The sequence below is a fragment of the Streptomyces sp. NPDC051909 genome, from assembly GCF_040681095.1.
GTDB lineage: Bacteria > Actinomycetota > Actinomycetes > Streptomycetales > Streptomycetaceae > Streptomyces.
Genome location: NZ_JBFAYA010000026.1, coordinates 40,607 through 60,307, shown reverse-complemented (window position 1 = coordinate 60,307; position 19,701 = coordinate 40,607). Strand labels below are relative to the sequence as shown.

Annotated in this window: 14 protein-coding genes; 6 read left to right on the top strand and 8 right to left on the bottom strand. The window is 72.5% G+C overall.

The annotated features are described in order from the left end of the window. Positions 1-206 precede the first annotated feature (206 nt). From AB0M18_RS30550 to AB0M18_RS30535, 4 genes are all read left to right on the top strand, one after another. A complete protein-coding gene (locus AB0M18_RS30550) occupies positions 207-1,190 on the top strand; it encodes a helix-turn-helix domain-containing protein (RefSeq protein WP_365763701.1) in 984 nt (327 codons plus the stop codon). Positions 1,191-1,266: 76 nt separating this feature from the next. Beyond that, positions 1,267-1,725 carry a hypothetical protein gene (locus AB0M18_RS30545; protein WP_365763699.1) on the top strand — a complete coding sequence of 153 codons (459 nt, stop codon included), beginning with the start codon at positions 1,267-1,269 and terminating at the stop codon, positions 1,723-1,725. A gap of 65 nt (positions 1,726-1,790) precedes the next feature. Next, positions 1,791-2,273, top strand: coding sequence for a DUF456 domain-containing protein (locus tag AB0M18_RS30540; RefSeq protein WP_365763697.1), 483 nt, complete (start codon positions 1,791-1,793; stop codon positions 2,271-2,273). Between the two features lie 32 nt (positions 2,274-2,305). Beyond that, positions 2,306-2,704 carry a PPOX class F420-dependent oxidoreductase gene (locus AB0M18_RS30535; protein ID WP_365763749.1) on the top strand — a complete coding sequence of 133 codons (399 nt, stop codon included), beginning with the start codon at positions 2,306-2,308 and terminating at the stop codon, positions 2,702-2,704. Here AB0M18_RS30535 and AB0M18_RS30530 read toward each other — a convergent pair. The 4 genes from AB0M18_RS30530 to AB0M18_RS30515 form a co-directional block, all read right to left on the bottom strand. Further along, positions 2,701-4,158, bottom strand: a complete 1,458-nt coding sequence (locus tag AB0M18_RS30530; RefSeq protein WP_365763695.1) for an AlkA N-terminal domain-containing protein — start codon at positions 4,156-4,158, stop codon at positions 2,701-2,703. The two genes, AB0M18_RS30535 and AB0M18_RS30530, sit on opposite strands and share 4 nt — an antisense overlap. Before the next feature lie 234 nt (positions 4,159-4,392). Beyond that, positions 4,393-5,514 carry a ribosome small subunit-dependent GTPase A gene (rsgA, locus tag AB0M18_RS30525; RefSeq protein WP_365763693.1) on the bottom strand — a complete coding sequence of 374 codons (1,122 nt, stop codon included), beginning with the start codon at positions 5,512-5,514 and terminating at the stop codon, positions 4,393-4,395. Between the two features lie 394 nt (positions 5,515-5,908). Continuing rightward, the gene (locus tag AB0M18_RS30520; protein WP_365763691.1) at positions 5,909-6,358 is read right to left on the bottom strand and encodes a CBS domain-containing protein; all 450 of its coding nucleotides are present in this window, start codon (positions 6,356-6,358) and stop codon (positions 5,909-5,911) included. Continuing rightward, a complete protein-coding gene (locus tag AB0M18_RS30515; protein WP_365763689.1) occupies positions 6,345-7,595 on the bottom strand; it encodes a cation:proton antiporter in 1,251 nt (416 codons plus the stop codon). Before AB0M18_RS30515 ends, AB0M18_RS30520 begins: the two co-directional genes overlap by 14 nt. A 348-nt stretch (positions 7,596-7,943) precedes the next feature. Here AB0M18_RS30515 and AB0M18_RS30510 point away from each other — a divergent pair, with 348 nt between their 5' ends. Then, a complete protein-coding gene (locus tag AB0M18_RS30510; protein WP_365763687.1) occupies positions 7,944-8,825 on the top strand; it encodes a potassium channel family protein in 882 nt (293 codons plus the stop codon). A 29-nt stretch (positions 8,826-8,854) separates the two neighbouring features. Here the strand turns inward: AB0M18_RS30510 and AB0M18_RS30505 are convergent, their stop codons facing one another. The 4 genes from AB0M18_RS30505 to AB0M18_RS30490 all read right to left on the bottom strand — a co-directional run bounded on the left by AB0M18_RS30505 (position 8,855) and on the right by AB0M18_RS30490 (position 17,826). After that, complete coding sequence (locus tag AB0M18_RS30505; protein ID WP_365763685.1) at positions 8,855-10,153, bottom strand: ArsB/NhaD family transporter; 1,299 nt, start codon at positions 10,151-10,153, stop codon at positions 8,855-8,857. After that, a complete protein-coding gene (locus AB0M18_RS30500; protein ID WP_365763683.1) occupies positions 10,150-10,617 on the bottom strand; it encodes a CBS domain-containing protein in 468 nt (155 codons plus the stop codon). The genes AB0M18_RS30505 and AB0M18_RS30500 overlap by 4 nt, the downstream gene beginning before the upstream one ends. Before the next feature lie 172 nt (positions 10,618-10,789). Continuing rightward, the gene (locus tag AB0M18_RS30495) at positions 10,790-15,667 is read right to left on the bottom strand and encodes a DNA repair ATPase (protein ID WP_365763681.1); all 4,878 of its coding nucleotides are present in this window, start codon (positions 15,665-15,667) and stop codon (positions 10,790-10,792) included. Positions 15,668-15,771: 104 nt separating this feature from the next. After that, entirely contained in the window at positions 15,772-17,826 is a 2,055-nt protein-coding gene (locus AB0M18_RS30490; RefSeq protein ID WP_365763679.1) for a flotillin family protein, read from the bottom strand. A gap of 311 nt (positions 17,827-18,137) precedes the next feature. Between AB0M18_RS30490 and AB0M18_RS30485 the strand changes: the two genes are divergently transcribed. Next, positions 18,138-19,376 (top strand): PucR family transcriptional regulator, encoded by a 1,239-nt coding sequence (locus AB0M18_RS30485; protein ID WP_365763677.1) that lies wholly within the window; start codon positions 18,138-18,140, stop codon positions 19,374-19,376. Positions 19,377-19,701 lie beyond the last annotated feature (325 nt).

The following is a 19,701-nucleotide window of genomic DNA, read 5'->3' as shown; positions in this document are numbered from 1 at the left end:
AAGGGCATAAGGCACCCATGTCCGGAGGCTGTTGGTGCTGCGGTGGCGCCACATTGGCAGAGGTGAGGGTGGTGCAGGCAGGATGGGCGAGGCGGGAATGCGCCGTGGCCGATTCCCGCCAGAGCACCAACGGAACGAACACGTCCGGTGGATGTCCGGAACATTCCGGGTCGTCCCGGGACGTCCGCGCGAGGGGTGGGACAGCGATGCTGGCAGCGATAGGTCTCGACGAACGGCAGGAGTCCGCCTACCGTGCCCTGGTCTCGATGGGCGCGGCCGAGGTCTCCGACCTGGCCCACCGGCTCGCGCTTCCGGAGCCCGACACCGAGCGGGCGCTGCGCCGCCTGGAGGCACAGGGCCTCGCCGCGCAGTCCTCGGCCCGGATCGGCCGGTGGGTCGCGGCCCCGCCCGGAGTGGCCCTCGGCGCGCTGCTCACCCAGCAGCGCCACGAGCTGGACCAGGCCGAGCTGGCGGCGGCACTGCTCGCCCAGGAGTACCGGGCGGAGGCCACCGAGCCGGCCGTGCACGACCTGGTCGAGGTGGTGACCGGCGCGGGGGCGGTCACCCACCGCTTCCTGCAGCTCCAGCTCGGCGCCACCGACGAGGTGTGCGCGCTGGTCACCGGGAAGCCGATCGCCGTGTCCGGGATGGAGAACGACGCCGAGGCGCTGGCCGTCGAGCGCGGGGTGCGCTACCGGGTGGTCATCGAGCGCGAGGTCATGACCCTGCCGAACGGCCTGGTGGAGCTGTCGGCGGCGCTCGGCCGCCACGAGCAGATCCGGGTGGTGGACCGGGTGCCGACCAAGCTGGTGGTGGCCGACCGCCAGCTCGCGATGGTCCCGCTCACCGGCCGGGGCGCCGAGCCGGCCGCGCTCGTGGTGCACGCGAGCGGCCTGCTCGAATCGCTGATGGGTCTGTTCGAGTCGGTGTGGCGGGACGCCCTGCCGCTGCGCCTCGGCGCGGGCGCGCAGATCACCGAGGACGAGGTGCCGGGCCCGGACCCGACCGACCTGGAGATCCTCAGCCTGCTGCTCGCGGGGATGACCGACGCGAGCGTCGCCAAGCAGCTGGACCTGGGGCTGCGGACCGTGCAGCGGCGGGTGAAGGGCCTGATGGAGCTGGCCGGGGTGACCACCCGGCTGCAGCTCGGCTGGCACGCGTACGAGAAGGGGTGGGTGGCCCGCGGGTGAGCCGGGGCCGTATGGCAGGGTGAGCGCCCGGTCGGTGAGCACCGGCCGGTCTCGTCACCCCTCTGGAGTACCGCGCATGAACGGAAGGCGCCGTCGCGCCCTGCTGGCCACCGTCACCCCGATGCTGGAGCCCGGGGAGCAGGTGGAGGTGACGTCGATCGTGGGCCTGAGCACCGTGTCCGTGGGGCGGACGGCGGCCTTCGGCATCGCCTCGGCGATCGCGAGCGGCGGCGCGATGACCGTGGTCCCGACCCCGGTGCCGCACTACCTGGCGATGACCGACCGCCGGCTCTTCATCTTCCGGGCGGACCCGACGTTCGCGAAGCCGGTGGAGCACACGATGACGATCCAGCGGGAGGGCCTGTTCCGCTCGGAGATCAGGGAGCGGATCCTGAACTCGTCGTTCGTGCTGTCCTCCCCGTACAGCGAGACCCGGCTGAAGATCGTCTTCCCGCTGATCAGCCGCAAGGAGCGGCATCTCGTCGCCGCGGCGATTCCTGTGACGGGTCCTGTGACCGGCCCGACGACCGGCTGACGATCGCGTCCTCCGTGCGTATCGCTTGACCTGCGGGAACGCCGGGCCTCCGGCACCCTGGGCGAATGGGTGTGTGGCAGCTCCTGCTGATCGCGATGGTGATGCTGCTCGGCCTGTTCGGGGTCCTGACGCCCGGCGTGCCGGGGACGTGGCTGGTGTGGGCGGCGATGCTGTGGTGGGCGCTGCACGAGCAGACCGGCCTCGCCTGGATCCTGCTGGTCTCCTCGACCGGCCTGCTGCTGCTCACCCAGGTGGTGGTCTGGCAGCTGCCGCCCCGGCGTTTCCGGGGCGTCGGCATCACGCGGCGGATGGTGGCGTACGCGGGGACCGGCGCGTTCCTGGGCTTCCTCCTCCTCCCGGTGCTCGGCGCGATCCCCGGCTTCATCGGCGGCGTCTATCTGTCCGAGCGCCTGCGCCTCGGCGGGCACGGCCAGGCCCGCGCGGCCACCCGCACGGTGATGCGTGCGGCCGGCACGAGCGTGCTGGTGGAGCTGTTCTCTTGTCTGCTGATCGTGGGAGCCTGGGCGGGGGCGGTGATCTGGGGCTGACGTCAAGGAGGTCGGGTGCGATGGCCGGCGGCATGAGGGACTTCGACGGTTTCACCGAGGCCGAGCAGGCCTATCTCGCGACGCAGCGCCTCGGCCGGCTGGCCACGGTCGACCCGGCCGGCCAGCCGCAGGCCAACCCGGTGGGCTTCTTCCCGCAGGACGACGGCACGGTCCTGATCGGCGGCGGCGCGATGGGCCGCACGAAGAAGTGGCGCAACCTCCGCACCAACCCGCGGCTCGCCCTGGTCGTCGACGACCTGGCGAGCGTCCGCCCCTGGCGGGTGCGGGGCGTGGAGATCCGCGGCGAGGCGGAACTCCTCGTGGGCCCGCACGCGCTGGGCCCGTACTTCAGCGAGGAGGTGATCCGGATCCATCCGCGCCGGATCCACAGCTGGGGGCTTGAGGAGTTCCAGGGGGCGGACACGGCCTAGGCCGTTTCTTCCGGATCAGGGTCGGACAGGCCCTGGGCGTCGCTCAGATAGCGGGCGGCGTACGAGCGCCAGGGGCGCCATTCCGGGTGGTCCCGAAGGCCCGGGGCCGGGACGTCAGGGTCGCCGAGGGCGCGGGTGCGGATGACGGCGACGGCCTCGGGGCCGACCCCCGGGACGGCGGCCAGGGCCTCGGCGGAGGCGTCGCGGTCGGCGCCCGGGTCGAGACGGACCGTGCCGTCGGCGAGGGCGGCGGCCAGCGGGCCGGCGACCGGGTGGCCGGTGAGCGCGGCGGGCTCGGGGAAGACGTGGGTGAGCGCGCCGCAGGGCGTCTCCAGGGGTGTGCCGTACGACTCCACGAGCCGCGCGGCCTCGTCGGGGCCGACGAGCGTCCGCAGCGCGAACTCCTCCGGTTCGGCGGCGCCCGGGGACCGTACGCCCGGGCGGGCGGCGACCTCGGCGGCGAGGCGGGGGTCCGCGCCGAGGCGTTCGGCGACGGCGTACGGGTCGGCGTCCAGGTCGAGGAGGCGGCGCAGCCGCTGTACGGCGGTGGTGAGGTCGCGGAGCTCGGTGAGGTGGATCCGGGCCTCCAGCCAGCCGCCGCTCCCGCCCCGGCCGCCGCGGCCCGGGGCGCGCTCGTCGACGGAGACGATCCCGGTGCCGTACGGCAGGCGCAGGGTGCGCCGGTAGGTGCGGGCGCCGGGCGCGCCGACCACCTCCTCGACGCCCGGCAGCGCCTCCGCGGCGAGCAGGTCGAAGACCTCCCCCGTCGCGTACGGACCCCGGTGCGCGAGCCGCAGCGGCACCCCGGCGGCCAGCGCGGTGCGCGTCCCCGCGCCGGTCCCGGTGCCGGACTCGGCGCGCAGTTCGGTGGGGGTGCGGGCGTAGACGGCGCGGATGGTCTCGTTGAACTGCCGCACGCTCGCGAACCCGGACGCGAACGCGATCTCGGTGACCGGCAGCCCGGTGGTCTGCAGCAGCAGCCGCGCGGTGTGCGCCCGCTGCGCCCGCGCCAGCGCGACCGGCCCGGCCCCGAGCTCCGCGGTCAGCTGCCGCTGCACCTGCCGCGCGCTGTACCCGAGCCGCCCCGCCAGCCCCGGCACCCCCTCCCGGTCCACCACCCCGTCCCCGATCATCCGCACAGCGCGCCCCACGACATCCGCCCGCACGTTCCACTCGGCCGACCCCGGCACCGCATCCGGCCGGCACCGCCGGCAGGCTCTGAACCCGTGCCCCTGCGCCGCCGCGGCGGTCGGGAAGAAGCTCACGTTCCGCCGCTTGGGCGTGACGGCCGGACAACTGGGCCGGCAGTAGATCCCGGTCGTGGCCACCGCGAAGAAGAACACCCCGTCGAACCGTGCGTCCCGACTGCTGACCGCCTGGTACCGGGTCTCCTCGTCGAGGGGCCCGAGGTGGGTGCCGGCGGGTGCCGTGGGGCCGGTCTCCGTGTCCGTCATGTCGTCCAGTGTGCGGGACCGGGAGGGCTGCGACTGGCGGATTTCGGACACGGAGTCGGGGCTGATGCCCCGGGGCGTACACCCTGCGGTTGCGGCCCGGGCGGCCGTGGGCCGGAGCTGACCAGCCTCAGGCGCACAGGCCCGCCGTGCCGGTGAGGTGGCCCGGTGAAGCCGGGGCCGTCCCGGCCCCGGCTTGGCAGGCCCCGGGCCGCCCTTGCCCGTGCCCCGGGCCCGTCACCGCAGGCGGCCCCGCTTCGCGTCCATCGCCGCGCGGCCCTCCGCGCCCTTGCGCTTCCAGTCCTTCAGGATTTCGGCGCGGAGGCGGGCGTCGGTCTTGGCGACCAGGCGCTGGTTCTCGCGGATGAGCTTGCGGTAGCTGTCGAGGCGGCGTTCCGGGAGGGTGCCGTCGGCGATGGCGGCGGTGACGGCGCAGCCCGGTTCGGACTCGTGGGCGCAGTCGTGGAAGCGGCACCGCGTGGCGAGGTCCTCGATCTCGGCGAAGACCTGGCCGACGCCGGCCTCGGCGTCCCAGAGGCCGACCCCGCGGAGGCCGGGCGTGTCGATCAGGACGCCGCCACCGGGGAGCACCAGCAGGTTGCGGGTGGTCGTGGTGTGGCGCCCCTTGCCGTCCACGTCGCGGGCGGCCTGGACCTCCATGACGTCCGTGCCGAGCAGGGTGTTGGCGAGGGTCGACTTGCCGGCGCCGGAGACGCCGAGCAGCACGCTCGTACCGCCCGCCGTGACCGCGCGCAGTACATCGAGACCGTCCCCGGTCAGGGAGCTGACCGGCAGCACCTGCACACCGGGGGCGACCGTCTCGACGTCCTCGACCAGGTACGACAGCCCCACCGGGTCCGGCACCAGGTCGGCCTTGCTGAGGACGACGAGCGGCTGCGCTCCCGACTCCCAGGCGAGTGCCAGGAAGCGCTCGATCCGCCCGAGGTCGAGTTCGACGGCCAGCGACACGGTGATGATCGCGTGGTCCACGTTGGCGGCGAGGACCTGGCCCTCGGACCTCTTGGAGGAGGTGGAACGGGCGAAGGTGGTGCGGCGCGGCAGGTACGCCCGTACGTAGCGGGGGTCGCCGACACCGTCCGGGTCGACGGCGGCCCAGTCGCCGGTGCAGATCACCCGCAGCGGGTCGTGCGGCACGACGAACGTGGTGTCGGCGCGCACGACGCCCTCAGGCGTGACGACGTCGCACTGGCCCCGGTCGACCCGGAGGACCCGTCCGGGCAGCAGACCCTGCGCCGCGTACGGGGCGAACTCGGCCTCCCACCCCTCGTCCCAGCCGTAGACGGCGAGGGCGTGCTGAGCATCAGAAGTGGAAGACGTGTTGAGCGAAGCGTTGAACAAGGGGAAACCCTTCGAAGGGTGGCCCCGGCGGCGCGCTTCGAGCGCGCGGAAGCGGAGTGGGTGTCAGCCGGAGACCACGGGGGTGGGAACGATGAACTCCTGAATGCGGGCAGCGCCCGTCACCGTGACAGTCATCAATGTCCTCACCTCCTGCTTCTTCTCGACGAACCGACACCGTGCCCTCGGCAACGACACAGCCGCGCCTCGGAACGAGCAGAACCATAGCCCCACCCAAGGACACGGCACCACCGATTAAATCCCGGGCCTCACCCGGACGCCCCACCTGCTCCACGCATCACCATGCGAAGCGAGACGGCTCCGCGGCCGCCCAGCAGGACGGGACCTCGCCGTCGCGCCACAGGGTCCTTCGAGGTGACGGCCTTGCTCGGGCCGGTCAGAGGTAGTGCTGGAGCAGGGCGGCCGCGTCGACGGTGCCGAGGACATGCGGCCGGCCGTCGTCGTACTCGACGACCAGGACGACGCTGCTGTCGGTGCGCTCCATGAGCGTGGCCATGTGGAGGGGCGAGGCATCCGGACTCACGACGGTGAGTGCGTCCGGGCGCTTCGGCAGCACGTCGGCGAGCCGAAGGATCTCGGTCCGGGCCCGGACCGTGTCGTCGAGGGAGTCGTCCACCACCGCGGCGAGGAGGGGGTCCTCGCGTACGGCCTCGGGCAGGGCGGCGGCCAGGATCCGCGTCGCCGGGACGGTGGCGAGGGGGTGCCCGTCCTCGCTCACCACGACGAGCGCCGGGGCCCGCTCGTGAACCAGGACTTCCGCGGCCTCCCGGAGGGTGGCGTCCAGGCGCACGCAGGTGCAGGGCCAGGCCAGGTCACGCGCGCGCACGGGCCGGGGCCTCCGCGGTCGTCGCTCCGTCCTCGGGGCGCGCTTCGGGTGCCTCGCCGGTGTCGACGAGGTCGTCGACGCGGAAGAGGCGGGCGATGGGGACGTCGGTGCTGCTGTGGGCGATGATCGAGAAGGCGATGCAGACCGCGATCAGGGTGTACGCCTCCGGGCCCTGCGGGATGCCCGCCTGGAGGACCAGCAGGCCGTAGACGACCGAGGCGAAGCCCTTGGGCCCGAACCAGGCCGCGACCAGCTTCTCCCTGCGGTCGATCCGCGTCCCCCACAGCGACAGCAGCAGCGACGCGGGCCGGATGAGCACGATCGCCAGGACCACCGCGACGTACCCGCCCACAGACAGGTCGCCGAACAGGTGCGGTGTCAGCAGCGCGCCGAAGACGAGCAGGGCGGCGAACTTGGCCAACTCCGCCAGGGACTCCCCCAGCGGCTCGAAGGCCTTCTGCGACTCCGGCGAGACGGCGGCGAGGACCGCGCCCGCGGAGAACGCGGCCAGGTACGGGTTGGCGTGGGTCAGGTGGCACGCGCCGTACAGGATGATCCCGGTGGCCAGCGGCAGCAGGGGCTGGAGCTTCGGCTCGGCGCCGAGCAGCGGAAGCCGTACGAGCCCGTTGACCAGCAGCGGGAGCAGCACGCCGAAGGCCAGCCCCAGGCCCAGCTCCAGACCGATCGTCCCGAACGACGCCTCGGCGTGGCCCGCGGTCGGGCCGGCGGCGGCGATGAGGACCAGGACGACCGGCAGAGCGAGCCCGTCGTTGATCCCGCTCTCGACGTTCAGCAGCTCGCGCAGCCGGGCCGGGACCTCCTTGCGTCCGACGATCGCGGAGGCGAACACCGGGTCCGTCGGCGCCAGTACGGCGCCGACCAGGAAGGAGGTCGTCCAGTCGAGTCCGACCAGGTAGTGGGTGATCAGCGCCATGCCCACGCATGCGAGCGGCATGCCCAGACCGAGCGCCCGTGCCGGATTGCGCCAGTTCGCCCGCAGCTTGGCGAAGGAGACGTGCATGCCGTCGGTGAACAGCACGGCGAACAGCGCGAGATCGGCGGTCACCGACACGATCTCGCTCTCCGGCGAGATGTGGATCAGCCCGAGGAATCCGTCGCTGACCAGCGCTCCACCGAGGAGGAAGAGCAGCGAGGTGGACAGAACGGTCCGGGCGGCGAGCCCGGACAGCAGCACCGCGACAAGCAGCGCGGCCCCGAAGACAGCGACGAGCACCATGAAGGAAGTCCCCCGATCGGCAGCGAAGACATGTGTCCCTTGTTCGCCGACCAGACTTCTGTTCGCCGACCAGACTTCCCGGCACTCCGCAACGGACCTTACACATTTCTTACGCGGCATTGACAGGGCCTTGACGGGCACCCGGGCGCGGCCGGAATTGCCGGGATCCGGCAACCAGGGCGGCGAGGGCTCCCGTTCGACATCACCCACGCGAAACCCGCAGGCGCAGGCCGTGATCCATCGACTCGGCCTGGAGCGCTATCTGCCGGACGGCACCGTCCGCAGTCGGCTCGCCGGTGATCGGCGTCGTTACGAGGAGGCTGCACAAAATAGGGAAGGGTGGCGGGCATGGCTTGGGTTTCGATGGTCGCGGGCGCGCTGCTGGTGCTGGTCATCCTCCGGGACGTGTTCCACACGCTGTGGCATCCGACCAGGCACGGCGGGCTGAGCCGACTGGTGATGATGGCCTTGTGGCGGCTGTCGGCCGCGTGGGGAGTCCGGCGGCGGCCCGCCGGACTGGCGGGCCCGCTGGGCATGGTCATGGTCGTCGCGCTGTGGACGCTGACCGTCGCGGTCGGCTGGGGGCTGGTCTACTGGCCCCACATGCCCGAGCGGTTCTCCTACGCGGAGGCTCTCGTCCCCGCTGAGCACGCCGGCCCCGTCGACGCGCTGTACGTCTCACTGGTCACCCTGGCCACGCTGGGACTGGGGGACATCGCGCCGGCATCCGGATGGCTGCGTGTGTTCGCCCCCCTGGAGGCTCTGGTGGGCTTCGTCCTGCTGTCGGCGACCGTGGCATGGATCCTCGGCGTCTACCCGGCCCTGGCCCGCCGCCGTGCCCTGGCGCTGCGCCTGTCGCACGTACGGCGGAGCCGGGCCACCGCAGAGGCGCTCGACTCGGACGGGGGCGCGGCCCTTCTGGACGGCATCGCGACGGCGCTGTCGGTGACGTCGGTCGACTTCATGCAGTACGCGGAGTCGTACTACTTCTACGACGGCGACGAGAACACCTCACTGCCCCGGCAGCTCGCATACGCGGCCACCCTGGCCCGGCAGGCGGAGAACGCGCGTCACCCGGACGTGCGGCTGTCCGCGTCGGTACTGCGTACGGCGCTGGACGATCTCGCCGCCGTCCTCGACGCGCGTTTCCTGCGCACGCAGATGCCCACTGAGCAGGTCTTCGCGGCGTACGCCGCCGATCACGGACGGGCGGACGCGTCCGCGCCGTGAGATGTCGGCGGGCGTCGCGCCGGACCGTCTCAGGCCAGGGCGAAGTAGCGCAGCCACAGGTAGAGCGCGGACACGGCGACCGTGGCGGCGGTGACGACGAGGCCGTATTTGGTGAACTGCCAGAAGGAGATGGGCCGGCGGTTGCGTTCGGCGATGCCGAGGACGACGACGTTGGCGGAGGCGCCGATGGCGGTGGCGTTGCCGCCGAGGTCGGCGCCCAGCGCGAGGGCCCACCACATCACGTGGTCGGGGTCGCCGCCCATGTCGGTGACGAGTTCGCTGGTGATCGGTGCCATCGTGGCGACGTAGGGGATGTTGTCGACGATCCCGGAGAGCACGGCCGAGCCGCCGAGCAGCAGCATCGATCCGCCGAGTTCGGCGCCGCCGATCGCGTCCGCGAGCCAGCCGGCCAGCTCGCCGATGACGCCGGTCTCGATCAGTGCCCCCACCATGACGAACAGGCCGGCGAAGAAGGCCAGCGTGGGCCACTCGACCTCGCCGAGGACCTCGCCCGTCTCGACCTTGGACACGGCCACCAGCAGGCCGGCGCCGAGCAGGGCGACCACACTGGGCTCGTAGTGCAGCACGGGGTGCAGGACGAATCCGGCGACGACGAGGGCGAGGACGCCCAGGCCCAGGGCGAGCAGCCGGGGGTCGGTGATGGCCTCGCGCTCGCGCAGCTCCATGACCTCGGCGGCGCGCTTCTCGTCGTAGACGAAGTACTTCGCGAACATCACCCGGCACAGCAGGACGAGGACGCATATCAGGACCGCGCACAGCGGTGCGAGGTGCACGAGGAAGTCGTTGAAGGTGAGGCCGGCCCGGCTGGCGATGATGATGTTGGGCGGGTCGCCGACGAGGGTGGCGGTGCCGCCCACGTTGGACGCGAAGACCTCGGCGAGCAGGAACGGCAGGGCCGGCAGTTTCAGCCGGTCGCACACCAGCAGCGTGACGGGGGCCACCAGCAGGACGGTCGTGACGTTGTCGAGCAGCGCGGACGCGACGGCGGTGATGACGACCAGCATCGTCATCACCCGGAACGGCTTCGCCCTGGCCTTCTTCACCGACCAGATCGCCAGGTATTCGAAGAGCCCGGTCCGTTTCAGCACACCGACGATCATCATCATGCCCATGAGCAGGAAGATGACGTTCCAGTCGATGCCGGTCTCCTGCGAGTGGAAGGCGGAGGCGTCGTCGGTGGCGCCGATGGCCAGCATCAGTCCGGCGCCGCCCAGGGCCGCGGCCACCCGGTGGACCCACTCGGTGACGATCAGGACGTAGACGCCCGCGAAGACGGCGACCGACGCCCAGCTCTGCCAGTCGTTCACGCCTGGCCGCCCTTGGCGAGCAGGTGTCGCATGAGCCCCGCCGCGGAGACGACGCCGAGCAGACGGCTCGTGGGACCGTCGCGCTCGACCACCGCCACCAGGGGTACGTGGGTGCGGGCCATGGCCGCCGCGATCTGCATCGACCCCGCGTCCGGGCCGACGTACGGCGGCTTGAAGGAGCGGGCGGGCAGCCACTGGGACACCGTCTTGCCCGTCAGGTCGTCGACGATCGCCTCGGCGTGCCGTTCGTCGATGACCGGGGCGAGGAGCGGGTCCTCCATCACGTACTCGGGCACGAGCTGGCGCACGACCTGGGAGCCGGGCACGACGGCGTACGGAGTCCCGTCGGCGTCGAGCACCAGAAGCGCGGGCAGATCGTGCTCGGCAAGGAGTCGGACCGCGTCCACGGCACGGTCGTCGGTCGTGACGTGCGGATACGGCTCGGCGAGATCACGGGCGGGCATGCGGCGGCTCCTGACCAGGGGTCGTCCGAAAACGGGAACACGAAAGAACTCGCCGACCAGACTTCCCGGCACACCGTCGGCAACTTTATAGGTTCCATACGGCTTTCTGGCGAGTCCTTGACGGCGGCCGGTCGTACGGCGGTGTGTCGTACGGGAGCTACGAGCCTCCGGATCAGGCGTCGGCGGGCGGGGAGGCGTGCCGTCCGCCGCCGCGGGCGAGGAGATGGCGGGGGTCCGCGGCGCGCGTGATGGCGGTCTCGACGGCCGTGATGCGGTCGGCGAGCAGCCCGAGGGCGGCGACGGCGCGGGCCAGGGGGTCGTCGGCGGCACCGCCGAGGGCCTGGGTTCGCGCGTGGGCGGCGGTGATCCCGGTCCAGCGGGTGGCCTGCTCGGGGGTGAGGGTGCCGCGCAGGGCGGCGAGTTCGAGGAGGTTGGCCTCGGCCTCGCCGGTGAGGGTCTGGGCCTCGGCCGTGTAGTGGTCGTCGATCACGGCGGCGAGCTCGGCGCTGTTCATGGCGGGCGAGATACGGGCCACGATCTTGTTCATGTTGCGGTACGAGCCCTGGAGGCGGAACGGCGGCTCGGTGCGGGCGTCGTCGGACTGGGCGGCGGAGGCGATGTACGCGGCGTTGACCGCGAGGACGGTCTCACGGGCGGTCAGCAGGTGCCGCAGCACGGCGAGGATCCGGTCGAGCTCGGCGGGGGCGTAGGGGTGGGTGAGCCGGTCGCGGTGCGCCGTCGGATCGGCGCCGGCGAGCCGGACGAGGAGTTCCAGGTCCGCCCGGTCGCGGCCGGCCAGCGGGGCGAGCACCGGGTTCGCGGTGAGGGCGTTCTCGACGAAGCTGAGGGCGAACGCGTCCTCCTTGCCGGTGAGGACGTCGCCCAGGTTCCAGACGTCGGCGCGGTTGGCCAGCATGTCCGGCACCCTGAAGCGCCCGCCGGACTCGGTGTAGGGGTTGCCTGCCATGCAGACGGCGAAGCGCTTGCCGCGCAGGTCATGGCCGTTCAGGCTGCGGGTGGCGTCGCAGAGCGGGATGAACCTCTGCAGGAACTCGGCCGAGCAGTGCTGGATGTCGTCGAGGTACAGCAGCACGTTGTTGCCGGCCGCCAGGGCGAAGGCGATCTTCTCCAGTTCGCGCCGGGCGGCGGCGTTGGGCGCCTCGGCGGGGTCGAGGGAGGTGGTGGTCCGGCCGAGGGCCGGACCGTCGGCCTTGACGAGGAGCAGGCCGAGCCGGTCGGCGACGTACTCGACGAGGGTGGTCTTGCCGTATCCGGGCGGGGAGAGGAGCAGCAGCAGGCCGTGGGAGTCGGTGCGCTTCGCGCTGCCGGCGGCGCCGATCTGCCGGGCGAGGTTGTCGCCGATCAGCGGCAGGTAGACCTCGTCGACGAGCCGGTTACGGACGAACGACGACATGACGCGGGGCCGGTACTCGTCCAGGCGCAGGCGGTCCCGCTCCGTCCGGAGGAGTGCGGTCCGCTGCCGCTGGTAGGCGCGGAAGCCGGGCACCCGGTGGTCGGCGAAGTCCGCCGTGCGCGCCAGGAACTCGTCCAGGCGGAGGGTGAGCGTGCGCCCGGTGATCCTGGGGTGGGTGCCGAGCAGGCCGGTGACCCGTGCGGTCGTCGTGGCGGCCGTGTCGTACCGCTCAAGGCCGGGGCAGAGTTCCACGGCCACGGCTTCGGCGAGGGTGCCTTCGTCGATCTCCTCTCCGCAGGACGCCGCGTAGGCCGTGAGCCAGCCCTCCACGAGCTGCCGCCGTGCGGGCAGTCCGACAAGGGCGGGCAGGGCGGCCAGGTCGTCGTCGTACGCCGTGTCCCCGACCGTACGGCGGAACTTGTCCAGGAACGTGCGGGCGGCTTCGGACAGGGCGAACCCGGCGGGCGCGGCGGCCAGTTCCTCGAAGAGATAGGCGGCGGCCGCGGCGTCCCCCACCTCCGCGGCGAGTTCCGCCGTGGCCTCGCCGATCGCGGGGGCGAGCCCGAAGGTGTCCCGGGCCCGGACCAGGGACACGGCGCGGCGCGTCCACGCGGCGCGCGTCTCGTCGGTGGTGCCGTGGGCCCAGAAGATCTGCGCCTCGGCCCGGGCGGCGGCGGGATGACGGAGCAGTCCGGCGCCTTCGTACAGGTCGAGCAGTGCGGTCAGGATGAGCGTCGCGTCGTGGTCGTGCACGCCCCGCTCGTACCCCTCCTCGTACGCGTCCTCCGCCTCCCGCCGTACGAGCGCGGGCAGCTCGGGACCGGCGAGCGGGGCGGGCCCGTGGGCGGCGAGGAGCCGGGCCGCGAGGTACTCGGACCGGTAGGTCTCCGGCGACTCGGACGGCAGCGCCTGGCCCCAGTAGGGGCGGGTGGCGGCGAACTCCGGGTCGGTGACGGGCAGGCGGTAGTCGGTGCCGCTGAGGGCGAGGGCGAGGGTGTCACCGTGCGGGACGAGGGTCAGCTCGGGTGCCTGGCGGTTGACCGCGAAGGCGTGCCGGCCCAGGCGGATGGTGTCCCCGCCGTCGGAGTAGAGGTCGGTGCGGTCCCGCAGGGCGCGGCCGACCTCCTGGCGGGCGGCGCCGAGCAGGCCGTCCAGTTCCTCGGCCCGTACGGAGTCGCCGAGTCGCCGCAGCTCGTCGATCGTGCGGCGGACCTTGGCGACCATGGGGTCGGAGGCGAAGTAGGTGTGGACCGCGTCGGCGGTGTCCAGGGTGGCGGCGCGGCGGGCGATCGTCTCCAGGACGCGGGTGGCGGAGTCGGCGAGCCGCTGGGCGCGGCAGGCGCGTTCGTCCTGGAGGGTCTGGCGGCGCGCCGAGAACGCCTCGTGGATCTCGGTGCGCCTGGCGTCCGTCTCGGCGAGGAAGCCGTCGTGGTCGGCGAAGCGGGACTCCAGGTTCTCCAGTCGGAGGAGCAGCGGGGCGAGCCGGTCGTCGCAGTCGGCCGGTGTGGTGGTGGCGGCCAGGGCTCCGGTGACCGCCTGGGCGAGCAGCGCGAGCTCGGCGGCGAACTCGGCCCGGCCCTCCCGGTCGAGGAGTTCCGACCGGCGGGCCGTGAGGGCGGCTCGGGCACGGTTGGTCCCGGCCAGGACCTCGGCGATGCGCTCCAGGATCGCGGTGCGCACGGTGGCGTCGCCGACGTCGAGGCCGGCCACGACCTCGGTCAGCGTCCGCAGGCCGGTGGTCAGTGCGTCCAGGCGCTCGGCCACGGGGCCGGCCTCGGCGACGGTGCCGATCGCCGCGGCCGCTTCCGCGAGCCGTTCGACCTCGTCGGCGTGGCCGGCGAAGGCGTCCTCGCGGGACAGGAAGGACACGGCCCGTTGTGCCGTGGTCTCGGTGGCGCCCGCCAGGTCGCCGGCCAGGGCGTCGATCCGCCCGGTGTCGGCGTAGCGGGTCTCCCGCAGGGTCAGCAGGTGGCCTTGTGCCTGCCGCAGTTCGGTGATCCGGCCGATCCACTCCGTCGCCTCGGCGGGTGCCTCCCCGCGGATCCGGCGCACCAGGCGGGCGATGTCCGCGGCCGACGCCTCGACGGCCTCGGCGGCCCGCCGGGTCAGGGTCTGTACGGTCTCGAACTCGGCGAGCACCTGCTCCGCGGTGGCCCGGAGCTCGTTCAGCGGTGTGAACAGATCACCGGCCGCGGCGTCGCTCAGCCAGTGGTGCCGGTCCGCGGCGCCTGCGCAGGCCGCCAGGAGCGTCTCGTACCCGACGAGGGTGGGTGAGGTCTCGGTGACCTGGCGGGCGATGGAGAGACAGTCGGAGACGCCGCGCACCAGGTCGGCGTTGCCGATCCGGGCCAGCGGGCCGCCCGTGGCGGGCGCGGTGTGGGTGGCGGCGGCGTACGGGCTCTGCCAGAGCTGGAGCGGGTGCACCCGGGTGGGCTCGTCCGTGTCGGCGCGGAGCACGGTCAGGGCGCCGTCGTCGAACAGCGCGTAGCCCCGGCAGGACAGGGGGTTGGCGATCTCCTTGCGGATCGTGTTGTACGGCAGGAGCAGGCTGCGGCCCTCGGCCGGCGCGTGGAAGGCGTACAGCACGTCCTCGCCGTTCGGGGAACGTACGGCCTGCCGGAACTCCAGCTCGCCGGCGGCCCCGTCGAAGGTCTTCACCGTCCCGTCGGCCAGGCAGTATCCACCGGGGAAGACGATTCCCTGGTCCTCGGGCAGCCGTCGGCAGGACTGACCGATGGCGTCGAGCCGGACCACGGTCCGCGTGACGGTGTGGAAGACCAGATGCCGCCGGGTGGGCTCCTTGTACGGGCGGATGCGCAGCAGGATCAGCGGCCCGACGGTCGTGTGGGCGACCTCGGCGTCCGCGAGCGACTGCAGGGGCTCGTCGACCGGCTCGGCGTGGATGCCGTCCGCGGTCTCGGTGTCGTTCTCGGTCTTGACGGTCAGTGTCCCGCCGACCGTGGCGACGAACACCCTGCCGCCGATGGAGATGTGCGGGTGACGGCCCAGGACGTGGTCCTCGCGGGTCGTCTCGGTCCACTCGAAGTCCTGCGGCGCTGGACGGACATGGTCGCGCTCGCCCTGGGAGTCCAGGAAGCGGGCCCCGCCGGCCGGGGTGAGAGACCAGCGGAGCACGCGGATGTCGTCGGCCTGCTCGCCGGTCCGGAAGACGGCGAGGAGCCGGCCCTCCCCGCGGCGCAGCCTGAGCAGCCGCGCCCCCTGGTAGTAGCGGTGCAGGGCGGTGAATTCCCGGACGAAGTCCGGATCGTCCAGGAGGCCGGGCACGGCGTCGTCGGGCAGCCTGTTCAGCTCACGGTCGTGGAGGGTGAACACGTCGCCGACGGCCGTCGGACGGTCGAGCCGCGTGGCGGCGGCGTCGCAGCCGAACAGCAGCAGGTCTCCGACGGCCACGATGTCGCGCGGCACACGCTCGTCGTCGGTGCGGATCCGTGCGGTGCCCATAAGGGTGAGCCCGGTGGAGCCGAATTCGGCGATCCGGGCGGTGTTGAGGGCCTCCGTCCGGCGGGCCAGTTCGGCCGCCTGGGCGCCGAGGCGGTCGCGCAGCACCTCGTACGTGCCGGCGTCCAGCGTGTTCCCCGAAGCGGCCGTGCCGGCCATACCGGTCAGATCGGCCATACCGGTCTCCATCCGTTCCAGCTCCCCTGCGTGCACAGTGATTCGGGTTGCCGAGCCGCCCCCCCTCGGCGGCTCGGCAGCCCCCGACCGCACCCCCGTGGCGGTCAGTTCTTGGCGGCGCCGTTCAACGCGCCCGGGTCGGCCGCGGCCACCGGCTCGGCCGCCGCCGTCCCGTCCAGGACGCCGGACTTCATGACCTTCGCGAGCAGCGCGGACACGCTGAGGTTCTGCACGTCGGCGGTGGACAGCGAGCCCAGCACCTTCGTCAGGTCCTCGGTGAAGGAGCCTTCGCCGTTCAACCACGGGCCGGCGAGGGTCCGCGCGGTCTGCGAGTGGTCCAGGAAGCCGTCGACCGACCTGCCCAGCGAGACGGACTGCACGAGCCGGTCGAGGAAGACGGACTCCCCTCCGACGATGTTGATGTCGGCGTGCTCCAGGCCGGTGGCCAGGACCGTCGCCTGTGCCTCGGCGACCTGCCGCTGCACGTCGAGGCCCGCGAGCCGGATGTCCTTCTCCGCCTCCAGGCGCAGCCGGTACTCCTCGTGGGTACGGGAGGCCTCGTCGAGCGCGGCCATGGCGGCGGCCTTCTCGGTGAGGCCGGCGGCCTCCGCCTTGAGCTTCTCGCCGATCGCGGTCGCGTCGGCGAGCGCCATCTCACGGGTGCCCTCCGCCTCGGCGAGCGCCTTGGCGCGCACGCCCGCCGCCTCCGCACGCAGCCTGGCCTCCGTGGCCTCGGCCTCGGCGCGGCCCGTCTTCTCGATGGCGGCGGCCTCCTGCTCGCGTACCCGCGCGGCGGCGAGGCCTTCTGCGGCGGCCTCCGCCTGGATGCCCTCGGCGAGGCGGATCCTGGCGCGGGCGTCGAGGTCCGCGGCCTTGTTGCGGGCCTCGGCCAGGGTGAGTTCCTCCGCCGCCCGGTGCACGGCCGCCTGCTCGGCGGCCTCGGCGGCCTTGATGTCCTTGACCAGCTTCTCCTGTGCCTCGGCCTCGGCGGCGATGACGATCGCCTGCCGGTTGCGCTCGGCCTCCTCGACCGTGCGCAGCTTCTTGATGGACTCCTCCTGCTCGGCGACGGTGCGGTCCACCGCGACGCGCTCGCGGATCACCTCGGCGATGTCGCGGCGCTCGGCCTCGACCTCCCGGTCGGCGGCGATCCGGGTCAGCTCCGTCTCGCGGTCCCGGGCGATGACCTCCAGGAGCCGGTCCTTCTCGATGCGCTCGTTCTCGACGGCGATGACCCGCTCACGGTTCTTCTGCGCGACGGCGACCTCGCGGGCCTGGTTCTCGCGCTGGACGCCGAGCTGTTCCTCGGTCTTGAGGAAGGCGCTCTGCGCCCGCAGCCGCTCCTCCTCCACCACCCGGGCCGTCTCGGCCTCCTCCCGGGCCCGTACGGTCTCGATCTCGCGCCGCTGCTTGATCTCGGCGTCCGCCTGCCGGCGCTCCAGCTCCAGGATGGCCTCGCGGGCGTCGACGTTCTGGCGGGTGATCTCCTTCTGCTCGTGCTGTCGGAACTCGTTGGTGCGGACGTTCTCGACAGCGGTCAGTTCGGTGATCTTGCAGATGCCCTGGGCGTCGAGGATGTTGCCGGGGTCGAGCTGGGCGAGCGGGGTCTGCTCCAGGTAGTCGATGGCCGCGTCCTCCAGGCTGTAGCCGTTGAGGTCGATACCGATGATCTCGATGATGCGGAAGCGCAGCTCCTCGCGCTTGGTGTACAGGTCGGTGAAGTCGAGCTGCTTGCCGACCGTCTTGAGCGCCTCGGAGAACTTCGCGTTGAACAGCTCCTGCAGCGTCTCCTTGTCGCTGGCGCGGGCGGTGCCGATGGCCTGAGCGACCTTGACGACGTCCTCGGCGGTCTTGTTGACCCGGACGAAGAACGAGATCCGGATGTCGGCCCGGATGTTGTCGCGGCAGATCAGTCCGTCGCGACCGGTCCGGGAGATCTCGATGGTCTTCACCGAGATGTCCATGATCTCGGCCTTGTGCAGGACGGGCAGCACCACCTGCCCGGTGAACGTCACGTCGACCTTGCGCGTCTTCGAGACGATCAGCGCCTTGCCCTGCTCCACCTTGCGGAACAGCCGGCTGACGACGAAGAGCACGGCGACGACGAAGAGCAGGGCGACGGCGACGAACACGCCGACGCCCATGGTGATGGCATCCATGACAGAACCCCGTGTCGATCGAAGAGATGAGGGCGTACCCGCTCAGGCGGAGGTACGGGGGCCGAGCGCCGTGTCGTACTGCGCGGCCCGGGAAAAGATGCCGGTTGCTTTTCCGTACCCCGGCATCGGCTGCACACCGACCCCTCCGGCAGGACCATCCTGACGCGGACGACACCGACCGTGCATTGCCGTGACCCGGCAATCTTTGACGCCTCCTTGATGCCGGTGGCGTGCCCTCGGCGAGGCCATGCCGCCCTTGGTCCCCACGCGTCAGGAACTCGTCATCGGAGCGTCAGGATCTGGGAGGGGCCGTGCCGGAGAGCGCGACGACCGAGGAATATCTGGAGGGGTACGCCGAGATCCTCGCGGACTCGTGCGCGACGGGCCGGCGCCTGACCCGCGAGGAGCTGGACGGGCTGCGGGCGCGCGGCGAGCGGGCGGCCGAGGACGGCCTGGGTCTGCGGCCGCTCGTCCGGGCCCACCTCACGGCCGCCCGCGCGTCACACCCCGGTCTGCCGGAGGCGGCTCACCGGCATCTCCTGGCCGTCGTGGAGCAGGCCGTGGACGCTTTCACCGAGGGGCACGAGCGCGCGCAGCGGCTGGCGGTGCGTCAGGAGGAGGCGGCGCGGCGGGAGTTCGTCGACGATCTGCTGTACGGGCGCAGTGATCTCGGGCGGCTCGCCGAGCGTGCCGAGCGGTTCGGGCTGCTCCTGTCGCACGCCCACGCGGTCGCCGTCGCCGAGGGGCCGGAGCCGTACGCGGACGGATATCCGGTCTCCCGCTCCGTCGAGTCCTCGCTCGTCGCCCGCTTCGGCAACCGCCGCATCCTGATCACCACCAAGGACGGGCGGCTGATCTGCGTCGCCCCCGCCGACGAACCCGAAGTGCTCGCCTACTTCGCGAAACTGGCGTACGGCGCCACCGACGGCGGCCACGTCGCCATCGGCCGCGCGCATCCCGGCGCGGGCGGCGTCGTCCACTCGTACGAGGAGGCTCTCAACGCCCTCGATCTCGCCGCCCGCATGGACCTGGACGCGCCCGTGCTGCACGCCTCGGATCTTCTCGTCTATCCGGTCCTCACCCGCGACCGCCAGGCCATGGCGGACCTCGTGGTCAGTGTCCTCGGCCCGCCGCCGCCCCACGACCTGATCCGGAAGGCGGCCCGGTCCAAGCGATCTTGGATCCATACCCGCTGCGCTTGGTGGCGCAGTCGCAGCGGACCGTTGCGTCCGATGGCGGCTGCGCCACCTCAAGCGACGGGCGGCTGGATCCGCCGGCTCGTCGAGCACCGCGCCTCCTGCGGAGCGCACTCGTCGTACGGATCCCACGCCGCCTACGGCCACGGAGACCACCACGGCGGCCACCACGACGGCCACCACGACGACCACGGCCACGGCCACCACTCCGGCCCGGGCATGGGCACGGCGATCGCGGCGGGTGCGGCCGGACTCGCCGTCGGCGTCGTCGGCGGCATGGTCGCGGCCGAGGCCGTCGACGAGATCGGCGACTTCTTCGAGGGCGACGAGGAGGAGGAAGGCGGCGAGGGCTGAGACAGCCTGACAGACCATCGCCCGGACGCCTCCCGGCCCGCGACCGCATCCCGGTCGTGGGCCTCGCCATGCCGGGCCGAAGGCGGGGAGTGCAGCCACACGGGCTACTTCCGCGGGCGGCCCCGGGGGGCATCCCTCGGAATCGCCTCTACAGGACTGTAGGTTCTGGATTCGGGTACAGAGACACCCTCTCTCCCCGCAGGAGCCCCCATGCGTGCCCGCCCCCTCACGACGACCGGCTCGCCAAGGAAGCCGCCCCTCTCGTGGAGCGGCCCGCGAGGAGGTGACCGGGAACGGCACCAGTGACGCTCACCCCTGATAGTTT